Origin of the sequence: Xanthomonas sp. LMG 12461 (assembly GCF_009192935.1) — a bacterium.
GTDB lineage: Bacteria > Pseudomonadota > Gammaproteobacteria > Xanthomonadales > Xanthomonadaceae > Xanthomonas_A > Xanthomonas_A sontii.
Window position 1 is genome coordinate 1 of record NZ_NQYT01000037.1, and the last position, 23,231, is coordinate 23,231.

Consider the following 23,231-nt stretch of genomic DNA (forward strand, 5'->3'; position numbering starts at 1 on the left):
CCCCCGGGAGAAGGTGCCCCGCAGGGGCGGATGAGGGTACGGCAGCTAGAGATCCAAACTCCCCAAACCCAAAACCAAACCAAACCCAAGCAAAAGCCTCACCCACGCCGCAGCAGCATCTGCGTCATCAGCGCGCGCAGGGCTGGCGCGCGGACCGGTTTGGCCAGGAAGCCCCAGCCGCGGTCCTGTGCCAAGGTGCGCAGCGCCGGATCGGCTTCGGCGGTGACCAGGATCACCCGCGGCTCGGCCTGCCAGCGTGCGCACAGCTGCGCGAACAGGGTCGGGCCGTGGCAGTCGCCCATGCGCACGTCCAGCAATACCAGTTCCGGCGCCTGTGCCGGCTGCGCTGCGGCCAGCGCCTGGTCCGGGCCGGCGGCCAGTTCCACCTGGCATGCCCAGCGCGTCAGCAGGGTCCGGCTGGCCTCGCAGACGCGCGGGTCGTCGTCGATGCACCAGACCCGGCAGCCATGCAGGATCGGGTCGTCGCCGTTGTCGCTGGCCATCGCCGCCGGCAGCTGGCGTTGCGCCGCAGCGGCATCGCCCAGCGGCACGGTCACCGAGAACACGCTGCCGCGGCCCAACTGCGAGCGCAGGCCGATACGGTGGCCGAGCAGGCGGCCGATGCGCTCCACGATCGCCAGGCCGAGGCCGGCGCCGCGATCGTTGGCGACGCCGTCGCCAAGCCGGCGGAATTCTTCGAAGATCTCCTGCTGCAGGGCGTCGGGAATACCCGGTCCCTGATCGTGCACTTCGATGCGCAGCTGCGCACCGTCGCGCCGGCAACCCAGCAGCACCCGTCCGCGCGGGGTGTAGCGCACCGCGTTGGACAGGAAGTTCTGCAGGATGCGCCGCAGCAGGGTCGCGTCGCTGCGCACGGTGGCGCGGGTCGGTACGTAGTCCAGGCGCAGCCCACGGCCTTCGGCGACGATGCCGAACTCGCGTGCCAGGGTCTGCAGCAGCGGGTCCAGCGCCAGATCCTGCACCTGCGTCTTCAACGTGCCCGCTTCCAGTCGCGAGATGTCCAACAGGCTGTTGAGGATCGCGTCCTGCGCCGCCAGCGCGTTGTCGACATGGTCGGCGATCTGCCGCGCATCGGCCTCGTGCAGCTTGCCGCGCAGCGCCGAGACGAACATGCGCGCGGCGTTGAGCGGCTGCAGCAGGTCGTGCACCGCCGAGGCCACGAAGCGGGTCTTGTAGCGGTTGGCGTTCTCGGCCTCGCGCTTGGCCTCGGCCAGGTCGTGGGTGCGCTCGGCGACGCGATGCTCCAGCGCGTCGGCCAGCGAGCGCAGTTCGCGCGCGGCGTTCTTGTAGCTGGTGATGTCGGCGTAGCTGGTCACGAAGCCGCCGTCGGGCAGCGGATTGCCGCGGATCTCCAGCACCGTGCCGTCGTCCTTCTCGCTCTCGCGCATGTGCGGACGGCCGCTGCGCAGGTGGTCCAGGCGGCGCTGGATCGCCGCTTCCACCGGGCCGGGGCCGAGCAGGCCGCGGCGCGCGTTGTAGCGGAACACATCCTCGATCGGGCGCCCGACCCGGATCAGTTCCGGCGGGAAGCGGAAGATCTCCAGATAGCGCGAATTCCACGCCACCAGGCGCAGTTGCGCATCGATGATCACCACGCCCTGCGGCAGGTGCTCCAGGCTGCGGCTGAGGCCGGTGTCGGCCTGCTGCGCGGCCTGCACGATGCCGTCCTGGGCGGTGCGCAGCTCCTGCGCATGCTGCTGCAGCAACGCCTCCAGTTCGCGCCGGCTGCGCTGGCGCAGCCGTGCCAGGCGCTGGCGCTGCTGGAACAGCAGGCCCAGGAACGACAGCGCCAGCCAGATCCCGGCCGCGGCCAGCGCGGCGGCGCGGCCGGCCGCGCGGCTGCCGCCGACGTCGTGCAGCAAGTGCAGGCGCCAGCCGCCCTCCGGCAGCGCCATGCTCTGCCACAGCAGCGGCGCCGGCTGCGCCGGCATGTCGATGCGCATCACCTGGCCGCCGTCGTCCAGCGTCTCCAGCACCCGCCGTCGCGCCGGCAGCAGCGTCTGTTGCGCGTACTGGCGGGTGGCCAGCAGTTCGTCGCGCTCGCGCGCGCTGAGCGGTTGCAGTTGGCGATAGCGCCAGACGTCGCGGCTGGACAGGAACACCACGCCATGGCTGTCGCTGACCAGCACCACGTCGGGCACGCGCAGCCATTCGTGCTCCAGCGCGGCCAGTTCGATCTTGATCACGATCACTCCGAGCGGGCGTCCATGCGCGTCGAGGATCGCCTGCGAGAGGAAGTAGCCGGGCACGCCGGTGGTCATGCCGATGCCGTAGAAGCGGCCCTTGCCCTGCGCCAATGCCTGCTTCACGTACGGACGGAAGCTGTAGTCGGCGCCGACGTTGCTGCTGGCCAGGCGCCAGTTGCTGGCGGCCAGGGCCACGCCGTTGGCATCGATCAGGGTCAGGGTCGAGGAGCGGGTGACGTCGTTGGCGCGCTCCAGCTTCAGGTTCAACTGCTGCTGGGTGGCCGCGTCCAGCGGATGGGTCAGGGCGTCGCGCAGTTCCGGATCCAGCGCCAGCACCTGCGGCAGGGTACGGTAGCGGTCGATGCGCTGCTGCAGGGTCTGCGCATACAGCTCCAGCTGTTGCCGCAGTTGCACACTCTCGGCGCGCAGCGCGCGCTGTTCGGCGACGTGTTGCGCCGACAGCATCGCCAGCACCATGCCGCCGACGATGACGACCAGCAGCAGGATCAGGCGACGATGGCGCAGGAGCGAGGGCATGCGGAAGAACGCGGCGACCGGGACCGCATCAGCTTAGAGGGTGCGCTGCCGTTTGCGGCATGCGGCGCAGATGGCTGGCGTCGCGGACCGCCAACGAGCCGAAACCGCCGGCAGGTGCAACGGCGATCGCATCAGGGAACGTCGCCGGTGTCGTCTTGCGGATGTGCCGCGAACACGCTACGGGCGGCGAGGCCGCATCACCCAAGGGGCCTTGGCATCGCCGAGGCCCCTCCTGCGGTTCGCTGCGCAGCCTTTGCGGCTGGCGCAGCGGGGTGCACGTCGGCCGATCGCCTCGGATCGGCCGGCGTGCGCTGGCTCAGAACTGGACCTGGGCGCGGACGTCCAGCGAGTTCGGCTTGACGTGCACGCCGGCGCGTTCGGCATCGGCGCGCACGTAGTTGACCTGGAACTTGAAGTGGCTGGTCAGGTACCAGTTGGCGCCGAAGGTCCAGTCGTGCTGGCGGCCGCCGAGCACCGTGCCGTCGTCCAGGTCCAGGCGGCTGTAGCGCGCCAGCAGCTCGACCGCGCCGTAGGCGTTGGCCGGCTTGATGTTGCCGACGTTGCCGGCGCTGTACGGCCGCGATTCGCCGGTCAGCACGTAGCTGGCGAACACGTACTGGCCGTCGGCGGTGTAGTCGGGGCGGCCGTTGTCGCGGGTCACGTCGGCGCGCAGCGCCTCGCCCTGCATCGAGAACGGTCCCTTGATCCAGATCGCCTCCAGGCCGGTGCGGCGCACCTGGTCGACGTCGACCAGCGTGCCCGAATCGATCAGACGCACGTCGGTCAGGCCGGCTTCCGGACGCGCACGGAAGCGCGCGCGCGGGCTGAAGCTCACGTCCAGGCCGTTGTGGTAGCCGCGCGGATTCTCCTGCGAGTACGCCAGGCCCAGGTGCAGCACGTCGCCGTCGGCCTTGAACGGGGTCCACACGCCGCGCACCGCCTGGGTGGTGCCGGGGTTGTCGCCCTGCAGGTCCTTGCCGCCGTAGGCGCCGGCCTGCAGCAGGTATTGCGGACGCTCGAAGGTCCACTCCACGCCGGTACGGCGGCCCTGGTAGATGGCCTGCACCGGCAGCGCCACTTCCATGAAGCTGTCCGCGCGCGAGCTGGTCACGCCTTCCAGGCCCACCGGCACCTTGATGTAGCCCAGGCGCACCTTGCCGTAGTCGGCGCCGAACAGGGCCTTGGTCTCGAAGCGGAAGAACACGTCCAGCCACAGCTTGGACTGGAAGTCGAAGTACACCATCGCGTCGTACACGCCCTTCTTCTTCAACGTGGCGCCGAACTCCTTGCGCCGGAACGCGTTGTCGTCCTCCAGGCGACCGTCGTCGTTGGAGAAGTTGTTCCAGTCGTAGGCGTAGTTGCCGGTCACGGCCAGTTCGGTGCCGTCGTTGAAGGCGACCTTGGTCGGCCAGTCGTCGAAACCGTTGGCGGCGACGGCGGGAGCGGCGGCGGTCAGGCCCAGCGCAGCGAAGAGGAGAGTGTGGCGCATGATGGAGTCGTCTCGGTAAGGAATGAAGGCGCGGCAGTCCCCGGCCGGGCTGGTGGTGCCATGGATGGCGCGGGCAGTGCGGTGGTGGACCGCACGCGAACGGCGAGGCCGCTGCGATGCGGACACGGTGCCGGACGCGATGCCCCCTGCATGCAATAGCGGACGCGCCCGGCCGTTCTTTACGGCGATGTTGCAGTCCTGCGGCGCCGTCTCCCCCTGAAGACGTGCGCTGCGATGGCGGCCACGCCGCCATCGGCCGCGAGGGGCGGCGTCTGCGTGCGGCGTTGCGTCAGCCCTTCCGTGAGCCTGCCGCGCCACTGTAACCGCGTCGACACGGCGCGGCGCTGGGCCTAGTACCAATAGGTTATCTGCTTAGACGCCGGCGACGCGTACAAAGGCAGCATTCCGCGACCCGCGTCGGGTGGGCGGACCGTCCCGGAGCGCCTTCGATGCATATCTCAACTTCCCCGGCCAGCCCTGCGCCGCGGCCGGTGCCGTTCTACCGGCATACCTACGTCCAGGTGCTGGTGGCCATCGTCATCGGTGCCGTACTCGGCCATCTGGAGCCGCAGTTCGCCACGCAGCTCAAGCCGCTGGCCGATGCCTTCATCAAGCTGGTGAAGATGATCATCGCGCCGGTGATCTTCCTGACCATCGTCACCGGCATCGCCGGCATGACGCACCTGAAGACGGTGGGCCGGGTGTTCGGCAAGGCGATGGTGTACTTCCTGTTCTTCTCCACCCTGGCGCTGGTGGTGGGGATGATCGTCGCGCACGTGGTGCAGCCCGGCGCGGGCATGGACGTCAACCTGGCCAAGCTGGACCAGAGCAAGGTCGCCAGCTACGTGCAGAAGTCGCACGACCTGACCCTGGTCGGCTTCCTGATGGACATCATCCCCAACTCGCTGCTCGGCGCGTTCACCGGCGACCAGGTGGTCAACGGCAAGCTGGTCGGGACCAACGTGCTGCAGGTGCTGTTCGTCGCCGTGCTGTTCGGCGTGTCGCTGGCCATGGTCGGCGAGCGCGGCAAGCCGGTCCTGAACTTCCTGGAGGCGTTGATCGCGCCGGTGTTCAAGCTGGTGCACATCCTGATGAAGGCCGCGCCGATCGGCGCGCTGGGCGCGATCGCCTACACCATCGGCGAGCACGGCCTGCACTCGCTGGTGCAGTTGGCCTGGCTGGTCGGTTCGTTCTACGTCACCTCGCTGCTGTTCGTGGTGGTGATCCTCGGCGCCGTCGCCTATCTGTGCGGCTTCTCGATCTTCAAGCTGATCCGCTACCTCAAGACGGAACTGTTGCTGGTGCTGGGCACGTCCTCGTCCGAATCGGCGCTGCCGTCGCTGATGGAGAAGATGGAGCGCGCCGGGTGCGAGAAGTCGGTGGTCGGCCTGGTGGTGCCCACCGGTTACTCGTTCAACCTCGACGGCACCAACATCTACATGACGCTCGCGGCGCTGTTCATTGCGCAGGCCACCAACACCGAACTCACTCTGGGCCATCAGATCACGCTGCTGCTGGTGGCGATGCTCAGCTCCAAGGGCGCGGCCGGTGTGACCGGCGCCGGCTTCATCACCCTGGCGGCGACGCTGGCGGTGGTGCCGGAAGTGCCGGTCGCCGGCATGGCGTTGATCCTGGGCGTGGACCGCTTCATGAGCGAGTGCCGCTCGCTGACCAACTTCATGGGCAATGCGGTGGCCACCGTGGTGGTCTCGCGCTGGGAGAATGCGCTGGATCGCGACCGCCTGCGCCTGGCGCTGGATGGCGAGGCCGTGCCGCTGCCGGCGGTGGCGGCCGAACCGCTCGCCACGCGCTGATCCCTTGCATCACACGACGCGCCGGCCTTGCCGGCGCGTTGCTTTTTTCCTGCCCCCAAGGCCGTGGCGACAGCCGCCAGACAGGACCGCTCCTGCGGCTGGGGGTAGAATTCCGGGCCTCCGCGCCTTTCGACAAAAGAAGCCCTCGATGTCAAACGACGATTTCAAACAGGCCGCCCTCGACTATCACCGCCAGCAGCCGCCGGGCAAGATCAAGGTCTCCGCGACCAAGCCCATGCTGACCCAGCGCGATCTCTCCCTGGCCTATTCGCCGGGCGTCGCCTTCGCCTGCGAGGCCATCGTCGCCGATCCGAAACAGGCCAGCGAACTGACCGCGCGCGGCAACCTGGTGGCGGTGATCAGCAACGGCACCGCGGTGCTGGGCCTGGGCAACATCGGCCCGCTGGCGTCCAAGCCGGTGATGGAAGGCAAGGGCGTGCTGTTCCAGAAGTTCGCCGGCATCGACGTGTTCGACATCGAGATCAACGAGAACGATCCGGACAAGCTGGTCGACATCATCGCCAGCCTCGAGCCGACCTTCGGCGGCATCAACCTGGAAGACATCAAGGCACCGGAGTGCTTCATCGTCGAGCGCAAGCTGCGCGAGCGCATGAACATCCCGGTGTTCCACGACGACCAGCACGGCACCGCGATCATCGTCGGCGCGGCCGTGCTCAATGCGCTGGTGGTCACCGGCAAGAAGATCGAAGAGGTCAAGCTGGCCACCACCGGCATGGGCGCGGCCGGCATCTCCTGCGTCAACATGCTGGTCTCGCTGGGCCTGAAGCCGGAGAACATCCTGGCCCTGGACCGCGACGGCGTGATCCACACCGGCCGCACCGACCTGGACCCGGACAAGGCGCGCTACGCCCGCGATACCGACAAGCGCACCCTGGCCGAGATCGTCGAGGGCGCGGACATCTTCCTCGGCCTGTCGGCCGCCGGCATCCTCAAGCCGGAGATGGTGGCGACGATGGCGCCGCAGCCGGTGATCTTCGCCCTGGCCAATCCGAATCCGGAGATCACGCCGGAGGCAGCCAAGGCGGTGCGTCCGGACGCGATCATCGGCACCGGCCGTTCGGACTATCCGAACCAGATCAACAACGTGCTGTGCTTCCCCTACCTGTTCCGTGGCGCCATCGACGTCGGCGCCACCGGCATCAACGAGGAAATGAAGATCGCCTGCGTCAAGGCGATCGCGGCGATGGCGCGGCGCGAGGCCTCCGACCTCGGCGCGGCCTACGGCGGCGAGACGCCGAGCTTCGGTCCCGACTACCTGATTCCGCGGCCGCTGGATCCACGCCTGCTGGTCGAGCTGTCCTCGGCGGTTGCGCAGGCGGCGATGGATTCGGGCGTGGCCACGCGGCCGATCGCCGACATGGCCGCCTACCGCGACAAGCTCAGCCAGTTCGTCTACCGCACCAGCCTGATGATGAAGCCGGTGTACGACCGCGCCCGCGCCGACAAGCAGCGCGTGGTCTATGCCGAGGGCGAAGAGGAAGTGGTGCTGCGCGCGGTGCAGAGCGTGATCGACGAGGGCCTGGCGTTCCCGATCCTGATCGGCCGTCCCGACGTGATCGAGGCGCGCATCCAGCGCCTGGGCCTGCGCATCACTGCCGGCGTGGATTTCGAGATCACCAACATCCACGACGATCCGCGCTTCAACGACTACTGGCAGTACTACCACGCGCTCACCGAGCGCCGCGGCGTCACCGTCACCGCGGCCAAGGAGCTGATGCGTTCGCGGCCGACGCTGATCGCGGCGGTGATGGTCGCGCGCGGCGAAGCCGATGCGCTGCTCACCGGCGTGGTCGGCCGCTTCCACAAGAAGCTCGGCTACGCGCGCAGCGTGATTCCGCTGGAGCCGCGGGTCAGTTCGACCTCGGCGATGACCGGCGTGATCAACCAGCAGGGCGCGTTCTTCTTCGTCGACACCCACGTGCAGGAAGATCCGAGCGTGGAGCAGATCGTCGAAGCCACGCTGCAGGCCGCCTATCGCCTGAAGCTGTTCGGCATCGAGCCGAACATCGCCTTGCTGTCGCACTCCAACTTCGGCAGCCACGATTCGCGCGATGCGCTGAAGATGCGCCAGGTGCGCGAGGCGCTGCTCAAGCGCAAGCCCGAACTCAACATCGACGGCGAGATGCAGGGCGACACCGCGTGGGACGAGGCGCTGCGCAAGCAGATCATGCCCAACAGCACGCTGAAGGGCCGCGCCAATCTGTTCGTGCTGCCGAACCTGGAAGCGGCCAACATCGCCTACAACCTGGTGCGCGTGTTCACCGACGGTGTGGCGATCGGCCCGATCCTGATGGGCATCTCCAAGCCGGTGCACATCCTCACCACCAGCGCCACTTCGCGCCGGGTGATGAACATGACCGCGATCGCCGCGGTCGACGCGCAGATCCGCAAGCAGCTCGAAGCGGAAAAATAAGCCGCCACGCGGCTTCCAGTCCGCACCGGCCCGCATGACTGCGGTGCCGGTGCGGCTGCATGTGCTCAAGCGGCGCTTCGGGCGTGCGCACACGGCACGGCTGGCAGCACGGCTGCCACCCTCATGTCTTCAGGAGATCCGCTCGCGCGCTGCGCGCGCCTCACGTGCGAGTCGTGCGCGAGGCCGTGCCTGAGCGCGCGATGTCGCCGCAGACGGAGTGACTGGCAGGGAAGGCAACCGCGATTGCGTCAGGGGCAGTGAGGGAGTGGCGCTGAAGCGGCAAGAGTGCCGCAACCGCTGCGCCGGATTGCGGCGAGATCAGCGAAAGGGCGGGGCTGGAAGCGGTTTCATATCGGGGCGACAGCGAGCGTCGCAGTGCGAGTCGCGTCTTCACGCGCAGCCGGCACCTGGGCTGCGCGGGGTCGAGCCGGGCACGGGGACGGCGCCAGTGGCGCCGCGCCGCGCTCAGGCCATGCGCTTGCCCACCGGCAACGGCAGGCTGTCGCTGTCGGTCTGGTTCAGCTTGGACGGCTTGCCGGTCAGCAGCACATACGCATCGACGCCGGTAAGTTCGGCGATCTTCAGCAAATGCCGGGCATTGGGGACCGAACGGTTGTTCTCCCAATGACCCAGGGTGCTATGCGCCACGCCCAGCAAGGCGGCAAGCTCGCGCAGTGTGAAACCGGCATTTCGCCGCGCCTGCATCAAACGCACACCTATATCCACGAGACACCTCATAGCGGCATGTCGGCGCCGCGTGATGCCAGCATAGTGGCGCGTTGGTTCCGTATCAAGCGAACCGGAAAGGCGCGTGAAAGGACCGCCTGGGGCCGCCGCCGCGCACCGCGCCCGTGGCGGGACGGGCTGCTAGAATCGCCTGTCCCTTTTTGCCGTGTCCCCACCGCCATGAGCCATACCGCCACCGCGCCCGCCAATGCCCAGACGCGCTACGAGGTGCGCCGCGCCGACCTGCCGCTGAGCTGCCCGACCCCGGAAATGGCGCTGTGGAACTCGCATCCGCGGGTCTACCTGCCGATCGAGGACGAGCCGGGCCTGGAAGCCAAGTGCCCGTACTGCGGCGCGGTCTTCGTGCTGGTCGACTGATCCGGGTTCGATGCACCGCCTGACCGTGGTGCAGCTGCTGCCGGCGCTGGAGTCCGGCGGCGTCGAGCGGTCCACCCTGGAAATCGCCCAGGCCCTGGTCGAGGCCGGGCATCGCGCCGTGGTCGTGTCGGCCGGCGGCCGGCTGCTGCCGGCGCTGGCCGCCACCGGCGCCGAACACATCGCCCTGGACATCGGTCGCAAATCCTTGCTGACCCTGCGCCACGTGCCGGCGCTGCGGCGCCTGTTCGCGCGCGAGCGCGCGGACATCGTGCACGCGCGCTCGCGGCTGCCGGCCTGGCTGGGCTGGCGCGCGCTGCAGGGCATGCCGGCGGCACAGCGTCCGCGCCTGGTCACCACCGTGCACGGGCTCAACTCGCCGAGCCGCTACAGCGCGGTGATGACCCGCGGCGAGCGGGTCATCTGCGTGTCCGAGACTGTGCGCGACTACGTGCTGCAGCACTATCCGCAGACCGACCCGGCGCGCCTGCGGGTGGTGCCGCGCGGTATCGATCCGGCGCAGTTCCCGCGCCGTCCCTGGCCCGATGCACAGGCGCGGGCCTGGGCCGTCAGTCAGGCGCCGGCGTTGGCCGGGGATGGGCCGCTGCTGTTGCTGCCGGGGCGCGGCACCCGCCTGAAGGGCCACGCCGACGCGCTGCGTCTGCTGGCGGCGCTGCGCGGCAAGGGACGCGACGCGCGGCTGTGGCTGCCGGGCGCGCGCGAGGCCGGGCGCGAGGCCTACATCCGCGAACTGGAAGCCGAGGCGGCGACCCTCGGCGTGGCCGACGCGGTGGCGTTCACGCCGCCGACCGCGCGCATCGCCGACGCCTACGCCGCCAGCGACCTGGTGCTGCAGCTGTCGCGCAAGCCCGAGGCGTTCGGTCGCACCGTGGTCGAAGCGCTGGCGGTCGGGCGGCCGGTGCTGGGCTGGGCGCATGGCGGGGTCGGCGAATTGCTGGCGCAGCTGCAGCCCGCCGGCGCAGTGGCGACCTTCGACGCCGTGGCCCTGCTGGCGGCCGCGCGCGCACTGCTGGCACAACCGCCGGCGCCGCCGGCCACGCTTCCCTATACGCTGCAGGCGATGCAGCGCAGCACCCTGGCGATCTATGACGAACTCCGGCCCTGACGGTTCCCTGTCCGCTTCTGCCTTGCCCGAAGTCCGCGAACGCTGGGCGCCGGTGTGGGTGCTGGTGTTCGTCGCGCTGTGGCCGGCGCCCGGCCTGGCCGCCGGGGTGCTGGCGCTGGGCGCCCTGGTCACCCTGGCGCGCCTGCTGCACAGCCGCTTCCGCGGCGGCGCGCGCCTGCTCAGCGGCCCGGCCTGGGCGCTGACCACGCTGCTGTTCCTCACCTACTGGCTGCCGCAGCCGCTGTCGGCGCTGGGCGCGGTGGACGTGCCGCTGGCACTGCGCGAATCGGCGGTGGACCTGCGTTTCCTGCCGTTTCTGTGGCTGGTGGCGATGGCGGTGGCGACGCCGCGCGGTCGCCGCACCACCTTCAACGGCCTGGCGGTGATCGCCGGGCTCTGGACCGTGGATGCACTGGCGCAGGCGTTGTGCGGCACCAGCCCGCTGTTCTGGTCGCTGGACCAGCTGAAGTGGGCGATCAGCCACCACGGCCTGTGCACGCCGCAGGAGATCGCCCTGGCCGATCGCCTCAGCGGCGTGTTCGGCCCGTGCAACCTGAAGTTCGGCCAGGTGCTGGCCAGTGTGTCGCCGTTCCTGCTGTGGCTGGCCGCGCGCCGCGGCGGTGCCTGGGGCTGGCTGATCGCGGCAGGGGCGGTCGGCGTGGTGCTGGTGCTGGCGGGATCGCGCGCGTCGTGGATCACCTTCGCGGTGCTGCTGGTGCTGTCGGGCTGGCGCCTGCTCGGCGCGCGCAAGCTGCTGGCACTGGGCGTGGCCGCGCTGCTGGTGGCGGGGGTGCTGGGCGTGGTGTCGCCGCAGGTGCACGACCGCTTCGAGCGCACCGCGCGCGCGCTCAGCGGGCATCCGGCCGACCTCAATGCGGCGCTGACCGGGCGTGCGCAGATCTGGAGCGCGGCCTGGTGCATGATCCGCCAGCACCCGATCAACGGCGTCGGCGTGCGCGGCTTCCGCGAGGCCTACGTCGGGTGCGACCCGGATCCGACCCATGCCGGGGAATGGGGGCGCGAGCCGGCCTTCCATGCCCACCAGATCGTGCTCGAGGTGCTCGCCGAGACCGGCGTGATCGGCCTGCTGCTGTGGCTGGCCGGTGCCGCGCAGGCGTGGCGCGCCTGGCGCTACGCCTCGGCGCAGGCGCGCGAGCGGGCGCGTCCGGCGATGCAGGCGCTGCTGATCACGGTGTTCCCGTTCAACACCCACCTGGCGTTCTATTCGTCGTTCTGGGGCGGGCTGACCATGCTGCTGATCGGCCTGTACGCCGGCGCCCTGCTGGCGAACGACCCCGAACCGGGCGAGCGCGCCGACGCCGCGACGCCGGGGTGAGCGCTCAGCCGCGCTCGTAGAAGTCGCTGCGGCCGCCGGGCTGGCGCTTGAAGCGGCGGTGGATCCACAGATACTGCGCCGGCGCTTCGCGCACCATCGCCTCGATGGCGGCGTTGACCCGCGCGGTGTCGGCGACCATGTCCTCCGACGGGAAGTCCTGCAGCGGCGGCGCGATGCGCAGCACGTAGTCGGCGCCTTCGCGGCGGTGGAAGTACGGCACCACCGCGCAGCCGGTCAGCCGCGCCAGCTGGTGGGTGGCGGTGATGGTGGCCGCGGGCATGCCGAAGAACGGCACGAACACCGTGTCCTTGCCGCGCATGTCCTGGTCCGGCGCGTACCACAGGAAACCGCCGCGCTTGAGATGGCGCACGCTGCCGCGCAGGTCCTCGTTGGCGAACATGGCGGTGGCGTAGCGCAGACGGCCGCGCTTGACCGCCCATTCGAACACCGGGTTGCGGTGGCGCCGGTACATGCCGGCCAGCGGCACGTACTGACACAGCAGCCGGCCGCAGATCTCCAGGGTCATGAAGTGGCCCGACACCAGCAGCACGCCGCGGCCCTGCGCCTGCAAGGCCTGCAGGTGTTCAAGGCCCTCGATGCGGGTGCGCCGGCGGATCGCGCCGATGCCGCCCCACCAGGCGCGGGCGAATTCGAACACGCCCACGCCCAGCGCATCGAAGCTGTCGCGCAGCAGGCGTTCGCGCCAGGCATCGCTCTGCTCCGGGAAGCACAGTGTCAGGTTCACCTCGGCGGCGTGGCGGCGGGTGCCGGCCAGGCGCAGCGCCAGCCAGCCGATGCCGCGACCCAGGGCGCGCTGCAACAGCCAGGGCAGGCGCGCGGCGATCACCGCCAGGCCGAGCAGCAGCCAGGTGGGCCAGTGGCGGGGCGAGCGTGGCGGCGGTGCGGCCTGGGTGGCGGACGCGGGCGGAGTGGGGGCGGCAGACATGCGCCAAGTTTAGCCGGGCGCGCGCACGACCGCGTCGGCGTGCGCTGCGGCGCGCGTGGCGATCGTCTGCCGCCGCCTGCTTGCAACCGGCTATGCTGTCCGGATGCGCAACGATTTCATCGAGCGGCTGCTGCGCGGCCTGTACTCGGCCGTGCTCTATCTGCTGCTGCCGGTCACCGTCTATCACCTGGTCTGGCGCGGTTTCCGCGTGCGCCAGTACTTCCAGCGCTGGGACGAGCGCTACGCCTCGTATTCGCAGGCGCGCGGGCGGCCGCGGGTGTGGCTGCATGCGGTCTCGGTGGGCGAGGTCAACGTCGCCGCGCCGGTGGTCAATGCGCTGCGCGCGCAGCGCCCGGACATCCGCTGGGTGATCACCACCATCACCCCGACCGGTTCGGAGCGGGTGCGCGCGCTGTGGGGCGACGCGCTCGATCATGTGTATCTGCCCTACGACGTGCCCGGCAGCGTCGGCCGTTTCCTGCAGCACTTCCGCCCCAGCCTGGCGCTGATCCTGGAAACCGAGCTGTGGCCGAACATGCTGTTCGGCTGCCGCGACCGCGGCATTCCCGTGTACGTGCTCAATGCGCGGCTGTCGGCGCGTTCGTTGCGCGGCTATCGGCTGCTGCGGCCGTTGATCGGGCGTGCGCTGCGCACCGTCACCTGCGTGGCGGCGCAGTCGCAGGAGGATGCCGAGCGCTTCGTCGCGCTCGGCGCGCGTGCCGAGCAGGTGCGCGCGTTGGGCAACCTGAAGTTCGACATCGCCGCGCCTGCGCACTTGCCGGAGGTCGTCGCCGCGTTCCGCGAGCGCGTGCCGGCGACGCGTCCCGTGTGGATCGCCGCCAGCACCCACGACGGCGAGGAAGCGGCGGTGATCGAGATGCACCGGCAGTTGCGCCGGCAGTGGCCGGACCTGCTGCTGCTGTGGGCGCCGCGGCATCCGGAGCGCTTCGCCAAGGTCGAGGCGCTGGCGCGCGACCAGGGCTGGCGCGTGGCCACGCGCCGCCAGCAGCAGTGGCCGGGCACCGAGGATGCGGTGTTCGTGATCGATACGTTGGGCGAGCTGATGGGGTTCTATGCGTGTGCCCAGGTGGCTTTCGTCGGCGGCAGCCTGCAGCCGATCGGCGGCCACAATCTGCTGGAGCCGGCGGCGGTCGGCACGCCGTCGGTGACCGGCCCGCACCTGCATAATTTTTCCGAGATTTCGCGGCGCATGCGCGAAGCCGGGGCGGTGGCCATCTGCGAGGACGCCGGCGCCGTGTGCGCGGCGCTGCAGTCCCTGCTGGGCGATGCCGAGGCGCGCACGCGCATGGCCGAGGCCGGCTGCGCGCTGGTCGCCAACGGCCGCGGCGCGCTGCAGCGGACCCTGCAGTTGATCGCGCCGCACCTGCCGCCGTTGGCGGGCGATGCGGGCGTGGAGGACTGACGCGTCGTAGAGGTGCGCGGGCATAGCCGTCGCAGCGGGTATCGCCATGACGGGCTGTTCATGGGAAGTCCCGTCGCGGCTGAAGCCGCTTGTGTCAAATAAGGGTCTATCGTTGTAGGTGAGAGCGGAGTGCGGCAGGCCGTTTAGCCGCAGTGCCAAGCAAGCACGAGTAGGAGTCAGCGCCGCCGCACTCCGGTTCTCCTGCCTGACAAGCCCGAACAGTTGCCCGAGTGACGAGCTCGAACTCCACAAGCATGGGCATCGGCAGGAGCGCTCTCGTCCATGAGTCTACTGCGGAGAACGTCTATGCGGCGCTATGTCGGGATCGATGTATCCAAGGCCGAACTGGTCATTCATGTCCTGCCGGACGAGCAGGCCTGGACCCAGCCCAATACGCCACAGGGGCAGTGTGCGCTGGCCCAACGTCTGGCTGGGCTGGGCTGCGAGCGGATCGTGCTGGAAGCCAGCGGTGGCTACGAACGTGCCGTGCTGCAGGTGCTCCGAAAGGCAGGCCTGCCGGCGGTGCGGATGGCCGCCGATCGTCCGCGCAAGCTCGCTCAGGCCTTGGGCCTGCATGCCAAGACCGACGCCCTGGACGCGCGCCTGCTGGCCATGGCTGCCCAGCGCATCCCGACCACGCCCACGCCCGTGGTGCCCGAGCACCAGCAGTCTCTTCGCGAACTGCTGGACCTGCGCGCCACCGTGGTCGGTCAGCGCGATGCCCATCGGCGGCGCCTGGAGCACATCACCCGTCCTGAGGTGCAACGCCACTGCCGAGAGGTGATCGCCCTGCTGAACCAGCAGATCCAGACGTTGACGCAGGAGATCGAGCAGCAGGGCAGGACCTGCTCGACCCTGCCAAAGGTGCCTGGGCTCGGCACGATCCTGCGCGCGGTCCTGGCCGCGCGGCTGCCAGAGCTGGGCACGCTGCCGCCACGCAAGCTCGCTGCCCTGGTCGGGCTGGCCCCGTTCAATCACGACAGCGGCTGCTGGAAAGGCCAACGCCGCATCAAAGGCGGCCGCGCCGACGTGCGGCGCGTGCTGTACATGGCCACCTGGGCCAGCATCCGCGCCAAATCCCCCTTGGCCAACACCTACGCGCGCCTGCGCGCAGCGGGCAAGCCGGCCAAGGTCGCCATCGTCGCCTGCATGCACAAGTTCCTGCGCTGGCTCAATGCCATCGCGCGCGATCAGGCCCCGTACGCTCCTCCTGTCATCGCAGGTGCATGACAGTTGACTCCTGCGGCTCCTGCGCATGACTGCGTCGTGACTCGAGGTGCCCTGCAAGTCGCGACGCATGGCTCTCGCCATCCCTCTCCTCCCATCGCGCAGCGCGTCGGGACTGAAGTTCCTCCCACAGGAGGCTGCCGCCATTCGCCCCACGCCTCCATAAACAAAAACGGCGGACCCGAAGGCCCGCCGTTTCGGCGGCAAGCGCGTGTGCGTGCGCTTACTGCGTGCTGTTGGCGGAGTTGAGCTTGGATTCGGCGCTCTGGGTCAGCAGCGCGTTGATCGACTGCACCTCGGCCACGTCCAGCGAGCCGAGCGCCTGGCTCAGCAGCAGACGGTTCTGCAGGAAGTTGTAGCGGGCCTGGGCGTAGGCCAGCTGCGCCTGGTACAGGGTGCGCTGGTTCTGCACCACGTCCAGCACGGTGCGGGTGCCCACCTCCAGGCCGACCTGCGAGGCATCGAACGCGGCCTGCGCCGAGACCACCGCCAGGCGCCGCGCCTCGATCTCGCTGATCCCGGCCACCACCGTCTGGTAGGCGTTGCGGGTGTTGCGGTCGAGCGCGCGCTTCTGCAGTTCGTAGGTGTCCTGAGCGATGTCGCGCTGCGCCAGCGCCTGGCGCACGCCGGACTGGGTGGCGCCGCCGGCGAAGATCGGGATGTTCAAGGTCAGGCCGATGGTGTTGCTGTCGGCGCGCGGGGTGCTGCCGCTGCCGGAGACGCTGTTGCCCCAGTTCGCATCGCGGCCGGCGCTGGCCGACAGGCTCAGCGTCGGCAGGTGCCCGGCGCGTGCCGCCGAGACGCTGGCCTCGGCCGCCTGCACCTGGTACTGGTAGGACCGCAGCGACGGGTTCTTGTCCAGCGCCGAGGCGATCAGGCTGTCGATGTCGCCGCCGGTGGCCGGCAGCTGCGGACGGAAATCCTCCGGCAGGCCGCGCAGGTCGCGCACCGGCTGGCCGGTGATCTGGGTCAGCGCCTGGTACAGGTCCTGCAGCGAGTTGCGCGCATTGATCGTGTCGGCGCGGGCCTGGTCGTACTCGGCGCGGGCTTCGTGCACGTCGGTGATCGGCGCCAGGCCCACTTCCAGGCGCTTGTCGGCGTAGTCGAACTGCTTCTTGGCGGCGGCTTCGTTGGTCTCGGCGGCGACCAGCGATTCGATCGCCACCAGCACGTTGAAGTAGGCCGCCGAGGTGCGCACGATCAGGTCGTCGTTGGCCGAATCCAGGGTGTAGTCGGCGGCCAGGCTGCGCGCCTTCTGCGCGCGCAGGTTGGAGAACTGGGCGAAGTTGACCAGGGTCTGCTGGCCCTGCACGGCGTAGCTGCGGCTCTTGCCGGTGCCGGCCAGTTCGCCGCCGCCGCGCTCGACTTCGCTATGGTTGCGCTGCAGCGACGCGCTGCCGTTGATCTGCGGCAGCAGGGCGGCGCGCGCCTGCACTTCGCCTTCCTTGTCGTACAGCCGGGTCGATTCCGCGGAGGCCAACTGCGGGTCGCTGTTGCGGGCCATTTCGTAGACTTGCAGCAGGTCCGTGGCGTTGGCGGCCAGCGGAAACAGCGCGGCGGCCAGCGCCAGGACGAGGGATCGGCGGATCATTGCGGCTTCCTTGATGGATCAGAATGTGAACTGGGGGACTGGCGCTGCGCCTCGCAGGTAGTACGCCAGGTCGGTTTCGAACAGCGATTCCGTGCGCGGCGCGCCCGCTTCGGCATGCACCAGCACCGCTTCCATGACCGGCGCGCGGCCGCGGATCGCGAACAGGCGGCCGCCGGGGCGCAGCCAGGCCAGGAACTGGGCCGGGATCTCGGTGACCGCGGCGGTGACGCAGACCACGTCGAAGCGGCGCTCGCTGTTCCAGGCGAAGGCGTCGGCGGTCTCGATGCGGACGTTGCTGCCCAGGCCGGCGGCGTCCAGGTTGGCGCGCGCAGCGGCGGCCAGGGCCGGCTCGATCTCCAGGCTGACCACTTCGCGGCCGAGCTCGCCCAGGCAGGCGCTGACGAAGCCGCTGCCGGTGCCGATCTCCAGCACGTCCTCGCCCGGCTGCAGGTCCAGGGCCTGCAGCATGCGGCCTTCGATGACCGGCTTCATCATGAACTGGCCGTGGCCCAGCGGAATCTCCAGGTCGGCGTAGGCCACGGCGCGGTGGGCCGGCGGCACGAAGGTCTCGCGCGGCAGCCGCGACAGCACGTCGAGCACGCGCAGGTCCAGCACGTCCCAGGGACGGACCTGCTGTTCCACCATCTTTTCGCGGGCTTGGGAGTAGTCGATCGTCATTTCGGGCATCCAACGCGGAGGGCCGGGCATTTTAGCCGGCACGGAGGCCGGGCGTATGCCGCAGCATCGCCGCCGGACGGTCCGGCGCGCAGTGCCGGAAGTCATCGGCCGTCGCGGACAGCCCCACGGCCGGGCTAGCGCGCCGCATAGGCACGCAGGAAGAAGTCGATGCTGGCCTCGACATGGGCGCGGATCCGCTCCTGGCTGGCGTCGCGGCACAGCCCGCACATCATCAGCGAGTACAGCTCGCCCTTGACCAGGCAGAAGAACTGCGAGGCGGCCAGGTCGAGGTCGGCGATGTCCAGCGCGCCGGCGGCGACGTGGGCCTGCAGCAGTTGCGCCAGGTGCTGCTGGGTGCGCTTGGGACCGGCATTCCAGAACATCTCGCGGACGTGGTCGTCGCCTGTGCCCGGGGTCAGCATCATGCGGTGGGTGGCCATCGCCGCGTCGCTGCTGATCATGGCGAAGAAGGCCTGGCCGATGTCCAGCAACTGGGTGCGCAGCGGTCCTTTCAGGGCGTGCCCGAACAGGTCGTCGGGCAGCAGCGCCTGGCATTGCGCGCGCACCGCCTCGGCGAACAGGGTTTCCTTGTCGCCGTAGTGGCTGTAGACGGTGAGCTTGGAGACGCCGGCGCGGGCGGCGATGCCGTCCATGCTGACCCCGCCGAAGCCCAGTTCGGTGAACATTTCCCGTGCCGCTTCCAGGATCGCGGCGCGTTTGCCCATGTCCTTGGGGCGACCGGGCCCGGCGGGACGCGAGGAGGATTTGGCGGAGGCGGCGGACGATTTGCTGACCATGGGTGGCAATACTAGACCAGTCGGTTCGATATTTATACTAGACCCGCTGGTTCATTATTGTGACGCTGCGTTCGGCGGGCGTGGGGGCCGGGATGCGCAGTGCGCCGGCGGGCACGGGCCGCAGGGCCACGGCATCCAATGCTTTGCTTATGCGCGGCTTACATTTGCCTAACATCGGGCTCATGGTCGCCTAATCGACTGCCCCGACGATGTCGCCATGGCCATCGTCCCCCTCTCCGCTGCTTCCGGTTTCCGCTTCGCCGATCCTGTGCTGGTCGATGCCCTGCATCCCGATCGCGCGCAGGTGGAAGCCTTCATCGCCCGGGTCTACCGCGAGCGCTACGGCGCGGTCCTGCGCGGCTTTCTTCCGCACCTGCTCGCCTACCACGGCGCCGACGGTCGCCTGCAGGCCGCACTGGGACTGCGCTGCGCCAGCGAGGGTCCGCTGTTCGTCGAGCAGTACCTGGCGCAGCCGGCCGAGCTGGCGATCGCCGAGCGGATGCCGCGGCGGGTGGTGCGCACGGAGTTGGTGGAGGTGGGCAATTTCGCCGCCGAGCACGCCGGCGACGCGCGGGCGATGATCCGCGCACTGACCTGCACCCTGCATGGCGCAGGCCTGCGCTGGGTGCTGTTCGTGGCGACCCGGCAGCTACGCAACGCCTTCGACCGCCTGCATTTGGCGACAGTGGAGCTGGGCGAGGCGCGCGGCCAGGACCTGCGCGACGATCCCAGCGACTGGGGCGACTACTACGCGGCGCAGCCGCGGCTGATGTTCGGCGACATCGCCGCCGGGCACGCCTTCCTGCAGCGCGAGGCGGAACCCCGCCACGGCGTGCTGCCCACGTTCCGCGCCTGCCTGGCGGGGGCGCCGTGAGCACGCCCGGCGTCGCCGACCTGCTGGCCGGTTTGCGCGGCGACGACGCGCGCGTGCTTTACGCCGATGGGGCGCTGCGCGAGCGCGATCTGCTCGAGCGCGCACAGCGCCTGGCCGATGCGCTGCAGGGGCATGGGGTGTATTGCGTCGCCAGCCGCCTGGACAACGGCCCCGAGTGGCTGCTGCTGGATCTGGCGATCCGCCTGAACGGCGGCGTGCACGTGCCGCTGCCGACCTTCTTCAGCCCGGCGCAGGTGCAGTACGCCCTGGCCAGCAGCGGCGCGCAGGGGCTGATCGCGGCGCCGGGTCCGGCGCTGGCCGACCTCGATGGCGAGGCGTTGCGCCTGCCGGAACCGGGACTGGCCGGCCGGCGCCTGACGCAGGCGCCGGTGGCCCTGCCCGCGGGCACCGGCTGCATCACCTACACCTCCGGCACCACCGGCCAGCCGAAGGGCGTGTGCCTGAGCGCCGACGCGTTGCTGCAGGTCGCCGGCTCGCTGGCCGACGCCGCCTCGGCGCTGGCGCCGCGCCGGCACCTGTGCCTGATGCCGCTGTCGACGCTGCTGGAGAACGTCGGCGGCCTGTACGCGCCGCTGCTGTCCGGCGCGCAGATCGCGCTGCCGTCGCTGGCCGAGATCGGCTACAGCGGCGCTGCCGGCCTGGACATCCCGACCCTGATCGCCTGCCTGCACCGCTACCAGCCGCATAGCGTGATCCTGGTGCCGCAGTTGCTGCTGGGGCTGGTCATGGCCGCCGAGCGCGGCGTGCCGCTGCCCGCCTCGTTGCGCTACCTGGCGGTCGGCGGTGGCCGCGTCGGCCCGGGGCTGCTGCGCCGCGCGGCGGCGCTGCAGTTGCCGGTGTTCGAAGGCTACGGCCTGACCGAATGCGCCTCGGTGGTGGCCTTGAACCGGCCCGAGGCGCAGCGCCTGGGCAGCGTCGGACGGCCGCTGCCGCATGCGCGGGTGCAGGTGGTCGATGGCGAACTGCAGGTCGAGGGCGTGCGCTGCCTGGGCTACCTGGGCGCGCCCGGCCCGGCACCGGGGCCGATCGCCACCGGCGACCTGGGCCATGTCGATGCCGACGGCTTCGTGCACATCACCGGCCGCCGCAAGCATGTGTTCATCACCGCGTTCGGCCGCAATGTCTCGCCGGAGTGGGTGGAAAGCGAACTGCTGCAGCATCCGCTGATCGCCCAGGCGGTGGTGTGCGGCGAGGCGCGTGCGCACAACCTGGCGGTGCTGTGGCCGCGCCGCGCCGGCGAAGACGACGCCGCGCTGCACGGAGCGCTGGCCGAGGTCAATGCCGGCCTGCCCGATTACGCCCGCGTCGCCGGCTTCGTGCGCGCCGCCGCGCCGTTCAGCGCCGCCGACGGTCTGCTCACCGGCAACGGCCGCCCGCGCCGCGACGCCATCCTGCAGCGCTACGCCGACGCCGTGGCGCAGCGCTATGCCGAACTCGAACCCGATCCCGCCCCAGGAGCCTTCCAATGAGTTTCCATGCCCGGCTGCTCGCCGAGACCCAGGCCGAACGCGCCGACCTGATCGCCATCCCGATCATCCAGACTGCGTTAGCCGGGCAGATCGCCCGCGCCGATTACGTCGCCTTCCTGGGTCAGGCCTATCACCACGTCCGCCACACCGTGCCCTTGCTGATGGCCTGCGGCGCGCGCCTGCCGGCGCGGCTGGAGTGGCTGCGCAGCGCGGTGGCCGAGTACATCGAGGAAGAGCTGGGCCACCAGGAGTGGATCCTCGACGACCTGGCCGCCTGCGGCGCCGACCGCGCCGCGGCCGCGGCGTCGATGCCCTCGGCGGCGACCGAGCTGATGGTGGCCTACGCCTACGACACCATCGCCCGCGGCAATCCGGTGGGCTTCTTCGGCATGGTGCTGGTGCTGGAAGGCACCAGCGTGGCGCTGGCCACGCGTGCGGCCGAGAGCATCGAAACCTCGCTGGGCCTGCCGCGCAACGCCTTCAGCTACCTGCGCTCGCACGGCGACCTGGATATCGAACATGCCGGCTTCTTCGAAGGCCTGATGGACCGCCTCGACGACGCCGACGACCAGCGCGCCGTGGTGCACGCGGCCAAGCGCTTCTACGGCCTGTACGGCGACATCTTCCGCAGCCTGCGCGTACAGCCGGCGCTGCCCATGGCGGAGGCCGCATGATGGATCTCAACGGACGCAGCGTGATTCTCACCGGCGCCAGCGGCGGCATCGGCGCCGCCCTGTGCGACGAACTGGTGGCCGCCGGGGCCTGCGTGCTGGCGGTCGGCCGCGACCCGGTGCGGCTGGCGCAGGTCGCCGGTCGGCATCCGCAGGGGCGGGTGCTGCCGCTGCCGCTGGACCTGTCCACGCCGGCCGGACGCGCGCAGTTGCTCGGCGCCGCCGGGGCCTTGCCGATCCGTCCGTCGCTGCTGCTGATCGCGCATGCGCAGAGCGGTTTCGGCCTGTTCGCGGAGCAGTCCGAGCAGGATCTGCGGCAACTGCTGGACACCAACCTGATGGCGCCGATGTTGCTGGTGCGCGCGCTGCTGCCGTTGCTGCAGGCGCAGCCGCAGGCCACGGTGGTGGCGGTCGGCTCGACCTTCGGCAGCCTGGGATTCCCCGGTTTCGCCGGCTACAGCGCCAGCAAGTTCGGCCTGCGCGGCCTGTTCGAGGCGCTGGCGCGCGAGTACGCCGACAGCCATGTGCGTTTCCAGTATCTGGCGCCGCGCGCCACCCGCACCGCGTTCAACACCGCGCAGGTGGATGCGATGAACCAGGAGTTGAAGGTCGGCGCGGATACGCCCGAGCGGGTGGCGCGCGCGCTGCGCCAGGCGATCGAACGCGGCGATCGGCGCCTGCAGATCGGCTGGCCGGAAAAGCTCTTCGCCCGCCTCAACGGCGCCTTGCCGGGGCTGGTGGACCGCAGTTTGAAAGCGCAGTTGCCCGTGGTGCGCCGGCATGCCGCGCGCGCTCCTTCCCGATTTGGAGATGCCCGATGAACGTCCGTCTGCGTGCGCTGTCGTTGTTGCTTGCGCTGTCGCCGCTGGGGGCGGCCGTCGCCGCCGCGCCGTTGACGCCGGCAGTGGTCGCGGTGCGCGACCAGTGGGCCCAGGTCGCCTACCAGACGCCGAAGCCGCAGCGCCTGGAGGCATATGCCAGCCTGGCCGCGCAGGCGGCCGCCGCCCGCCAGGCGGCGCCGCGCGATCCGGCGGCGCTGATCTGGGAGGGCATCGTGCTGTCCAGCGAAGCCGGCGAGCGCGGCGGCCTCGGCGCGCTGGGCCTGGTCAAGCGCGCCCGCAGCGATTTCGAGCAGGCGCTGGCGCTGGACCCGGCCGCCCTGAACGGCGCCGGCTGCACCAGCCTGGGCGCGCTGTACTACCAGGTGCCGGGCTGGCCGGTGGGCTTCGGCGACGACGCCAAGGCGCGCGCGCTGCTGCAGCAGGGCCTGCAGTACGACCCGGACGGCATCGACGCCAATTACTTCTACGGCGATTTCCTGCGCGCGCAGAAGGACTGGAGCGGCGCCGCGGCGGCGCTGCGCAAGGCCCTGGCGGCGCCGCCGCGGCCCGGCCGCGAGGTGGCCGACCACGGCCGCCGCCAGCAGATCCAGGCGGCGCTGCACGAGGTCGAAACGCATCTTGCCAGCCGCTGAGCGGCCGCCCACACTG

Annotated in this window: 19 protein-coding genes; 12 read left to right on the top strand and 7 right to left on the bottom strand. The window is 70.3% G+C overall.

Annotation, left to right across the window (positions count from 1 at the left end; translation table 11 throughout):
* Positions 1-98 precede the first annotated feature (98 nt).
* Both CEK68_RS10435 and CEK68_RS10440 read right to left on the bottom strand, forming a co-directional pair.
* Positions 99-2,744 carry a PAS-domain containing protein gene (locus tag CEK68_RS10435; protein ID WP_152239318.1) on the bottom strand — a complete coding sequence of 882 codons (2,646 nt, stop codon included), beginning with the start codon at positions 2,742-2,744 and terminating at the stop codon, positions 99-101.
* 316 nt (positions 2,745-3,060) lie between these two features.
* Entirely contained in the window at positions 3,061-4,233 is a 1,173-nt protein-coding gene (locus tag CEK68_RS10440; RefSeq protein WP_017917402.1) for a porin, read from the bottom strand.
* Positions 4,234-4,682: 449 nt separating this feature from the next.
* Between CEK68_RS10440 and CEK68_RS10445 the strand changes: the two genes are divergently transcribed.
* Positions 4,683-6,047: a dicarboxylate/amino acid:cation symporter gene (locus CEK68_RS10445; protein ID WP_026144702.1), complete on the top strand. Its 1,365-nt coding sequence runs from the start codon at positions 4,683-4,685 to the stop codon at positions 6,045-6,047.
* A 148-nt stretch (positions 6,048-6,195) separates the two neighbouring features.
* A complete protein-coding gene (locus tag CEK68_RS10450; RefSeq protein ID WP_152239319.1) occupies positions 6,196-8,481 on the top strand; it encodes an NADP-dependent malic enzyme in 2,286 nt (761 codons plus the stop codon).
* 465 nt (positions 8,482-8,946) lie between these two features.
* On the opposite strand, the gene CEK68_RS10455 is transcribed toward CEK68_RS10450, so the two are convergent.
* Positions 8,947-9,219, bottom strand: coding sequence for a helix-turn-helix transcriptional regulator (locus CEK68_RS10455; RefSeq protein ID WP_226975157.1), 273 nt, complete (start codon positions 9,217-9,219; stop codon positions 8,947-8,949).
* A 168-nt stretch (positions 9,220-9,387) separates the two neighbouring features.
* Here CEK68_RS10455 and CEK68_RS10460 point away from each other — a divergent pair, with 168 nt between their 5' ends.
* Genes CEK68_RS10460 through CEK68_RS10470 form a run of 3 tightly spaced genes read left to right on the top strand, consistent with a single transcriptional unit; the run spans position 9,388 to position 12,044 of the window.
* Positions 9,388-9,585: a zinc-finger domain-containing protein gene (locus CEK68_RS10460; protein WP_010344507.1), complete on the top strand. Its 198-nt coding sequence runs from the start codon at positions 9,388-9,390 to the stop codon at positions 9,583-9,585.
* A gap of 10 nt (positions 9,586-9,595) precedes the next feature.
* Entirely contained in the window at positions 9,596-10,708 is a 1,113-nt protein-coding gene (locus tag CEK68_RS10465; RefSeq protein WP_152239320.1) for a glycosyltransferase, read from the top strand.
* On the top strand, positions 10,689-12,044 hold the full coding sequence (locus CEK68_RS10470) for an O-antigen ligase (protein WP_152239321.1): 1,356 nt from the start codon (positions 10,689-10,691) through the stop codon (positions 12,042-12,044). Before CEK68_RS10465 ends, CEK68_RS10470 begins: the two co-directional genes overlap by 20 nt.
* A 4-nt stretch (positions 12,045-12,048) precedes the next feature.
* On the opposite strand, the gene CEK68_RS10475 is transcribed toward CEK68_RS10470, so the two are convergent.
* A complete protein-coding gene (locus CEK68_RS10475) occupies positions 12,049-12,990 on the bottom strand; it encodes an LpxL/LpxP family Kdo(2)-lipid IV(A) lauroyl/palmitoleoyl acyltransferase (RefSeq protein ID WP_152239322.1) in 942 nt (313 codons plus the stop codon).
* A 103-nt stretch (positions 12,991-13,093) separates the two neighbouring features.
* Between CEK68_RS10475 and waaA the strand changes: the two genes are divergently transcribed.
* Together waaA and CEK68_RS10485 are read left to right on the top strand one after the other, a co-directional pair.
* Complete coding sequence (gene waaA / locus CEK68_RS10480; RefSeq protein WP_152235858.1) at positions 13,094-14,413, top strand: lipid IV(A) 3-deoxy-D-manno-octulosonic acid transferase; 1,320 nt, start codon at positions 13,094-13,096, stop codon at positions 14,411-14,413.
* Positions 14,414-14,719: 306 nt separating this feature from the next.
* Positions 14,720-15,643, top strand: a complete 924-nt coding sequence (locus CEK68_RS10485) for a transposase (protein WP_193314163.1) — start codon at positions 14,720-14,722, stop codon at positions 15,641-15,643.
* A 220-nt stretch (positions 15,644-15,863) separates the two neighbouring features.
* Here CEK68_RS10485 and CEK68_RS10490 read toward each other — a convergent pair whose 3' ends face one another.
* The 3 genes from CEK68_RS10490 to CEK68_RS10500 form a co-directional block, all read right to left on the bottom strand.
* Positions 15,864-17,231 carry a TolC family outer membrane protein gene (locus CEK68_RS10490; protein WP_017911135.1) on the bottom strand — a complete coding sequence of 456 codons (1,368 nt, stop codon included), beginning with the start codon at positions 17,229-17,231 and terminating at the stop codon, positions 15,864-15,866.
* Positions 17,232-17,249: 18 nt separating this feature from the next.
* A complete protein-coding gene (locus CEK68_RS10495) occupies positions 17,250-17,909 on the bottom strand; it encodes a protein-L-isoaspartate O-methyltransferase (protein ID WP_010344493.1) in 660 nt (219 codons plus the stop codon).
* A gap of 134 nt (positions 17,910-18,043) precedes the next feature.
* The gene (locus CEK68_RS10500; protein ID WP_043094821.1) at positions 18,044-18,634 is read right to left on the bottom strand and encodes a TetR/AcrR family transcriptional regulator; all 591 of its coding nucleotides are present in this window, start codon (positions 18,632-18,634) and stop codon (positions 18,044-18,046) included.
* 289 nt (positions 18,635-18,923) lie between these two features.
* Between CEK68_RS10500 and CEK68_RS10505 the strand changes: the two genes are divergently transcribed.
* From CEK68_RS10505 to CEK68_RS10525, 5 genes are read left to right on the top strand one after another with little or no spacing between them, the layout of a single operon-like run.
* Positions 18,924-19,580, top strand: coding sequence for a thermostable hemolysin (locus tag CEK68_RS10505; protein ID WP_043094822.1), 657 nt, complete (start codon positions 18,924-18,926; stop codon positions 19,578-19,580).
* A complete protein-coding gene (locus tag CEK68_RS10510) occupies positions 19,577-21,070 on the top strand; it encodes an AMP-binding protein (RefSeq protein ID WP_152239324.1) in 1,494 nt (497 codons plus the stop codon). Before CEK68_RS10505 ends, CEK68_RS10510 begins: the two co-directional genes overlap by 4 nt.
* On the top strand, positions 21,067-21,744 hold the full coding sequence (locus CEK68_RS10515) for an iron-containing redox enzyme family protein (RefSeq protein WP_010344488.1): 678 nt from the start codon (positions 21,067-21,069) through the stop codon (positions 21,742-21,744). The genes CEK68_RS10510 and CEK68_RS10515 overlap by 4 nt, the downstream gene beginning before the upstream one ends.
* The gene (locus CEK68_RS10520; RefSeq protein WP_152239343.1) at positions 21,744-22,562 is read left to right on the top strand and encodes an SDR family oxidoreductase; all 819 of its coding nucleotides are present in this window, start codon (positions 21,744-21,746) and stop codon (positions 22,560-22,562) included. Before CEK68_RS10515 ends, CEK68_RS10520 begins: the two co-directional genes overlap by 1 nt.
* A complete protein-coding gene (locus tag CEK68_RS10525; protein ID WP_152239325.1) occupies positions 22,559-23,215 on the top strand; it encodes a tetratricopeptide repeat protein in 657 nt (218 codons plus the stop codon). Before CEK68_RS10520 ends, CEK68_RS10525 begins: the two co-directional genes overlap by 4 nt.
* Positions 23,216-23,231 lie beyond the last annotated feature (16 nt).

Excerpts from the sequence above, each read along its gene's own strand:
- CEK68_RS10445 (WP_026144702.1), top strand. The coding sequence starts at position 4,683 with ATGCATATCTCAACTTCCCCGGCCAGCCCTGCGCCGCGGCCGGTGCCG.
- CEK68_RS10495 (WP_010344493.1), bottom strand. The coding sequence starts at position 17,909 with ATGACGATCGACTACTCCCAAGCCCGCGAAAAGATGGTGGAACAGCAG.
- CEK68_RS10460 (WP_010344507.1), top strand. The coding sequence starts at position 9,388 with ATGAGCCATACCGCCACCGCGCCCGCCAATGCCCAGACGCGCTACGAG.
- CEK68_RS10520 (WP_152239343.1), top strand. The coding sequence starts at position 21,744 with ATGGATCTCAACGGACGCAGCGTGATTCTCACCGGCGCCAGCGGCGGC.
- CEK68_RS10500 (WP_043094821.1), bottom strand. The coding sequence starts at position 18,634 with ATGGGCAAACGCGCCGCGATCCTGGAAGCGGCACGGGAAATGTTCACC.
- CEK68_RS10470 (WP_152239321.1), top strand. The coding sequence starts at position 10,689 with ATGACGAACTCCGGCCCTGACGGTTCCCTGTCCGCTTCTGCCTTGCCC.
- CEK68_RS10515 (WP_010344488.1), top strand. The coding sequence starts at position 21,067 with ATGAGTTTCCATGCCCGGCTGCTCGCCGAGACCCAGGCCGAACGCGCC.
- CEK68_RS10435 (WP_152239318.1), bottom strand. The coding sequence starts at position 2,744 with ATGCCCTCGCTCCTGCGCCATCGTCGCCTGATCCTGCTGCTGGTCGTC.
- CEK68_RS10475 (WP_152239322.1), bottom strand. The coding sequence starts at position 12,990 with ATGTCTGCCGCCCCCACTCCGCCCGCGTCCGCCACCCAGGCCGCACCG.
- CEK68_RS10485 (WP_193314163.1), top strand. The coding sequence starts at position 14,720 with ATGCGGCGCTATGTCGGGATCGATGTATCCAAGGCCGAACTGGTCATT.
- CEK68_RS10450 (WP_152239319.1), top strand. The coding sequence starts at position 6,196 with ATGTCAAACGACGATTTCAAACAGGCCGCCCTCGACTATCACCGCCAG.
- CEK68_RS10490 (WP_017911135.1), bottom strand. The coding sequence starts at position 17,231 with ATGATCCGCCGATCCCTCGTCCTGGCGCTGGCCGCCGCGCTGTTTCCG.
- waaA (WP_152235858.1), top strand. The coding sequence starts at position 13,094 with ATGCGCAACGATTTCATCGAGCGGCTGCTGCGCGGCCTGTACTCGGCC.
- CEK68_RS10505 (WP_043094822.1), top strand. The coding sequence starts at position 18,924 with ATGGCCATCGTCCCCCTCTCCGCTGCTTCCGGTTTCCGCTTCGCCGAT.
- CEK68_RS10465 (WP_152239320.1), top strand. The coding sequence starts at position 9,596 with ATGCACCGCCTGACCGTGGTGCAGCTGCTGCCGGCGCTGGAGTCCGGC.
- CEK68_RS10455 (WP_226975157.1), bottom strand. The coding sequence starts at position 9,219 with ATGAGGTGTCTCGTGGATATAGGTGTGCGTTTGATGCAGGCGCGGCGA.
- CEK68_RS10525 (WP_152239325.1), top strand. The coding sequence starts at position 22,559 with ATGAACGTCCGTCTGCGTGCGCTGTCGTTGTTGCTTGCGCTGTCGCCG.
- CEK68_RS10440 (WP_017917402.1), bottom strand. The coding sequence starts at position 4,233 with ATGCGCCACACTCTCCTCTTCGCTGCGCTGGGCCTGACCGCCGCCGCT.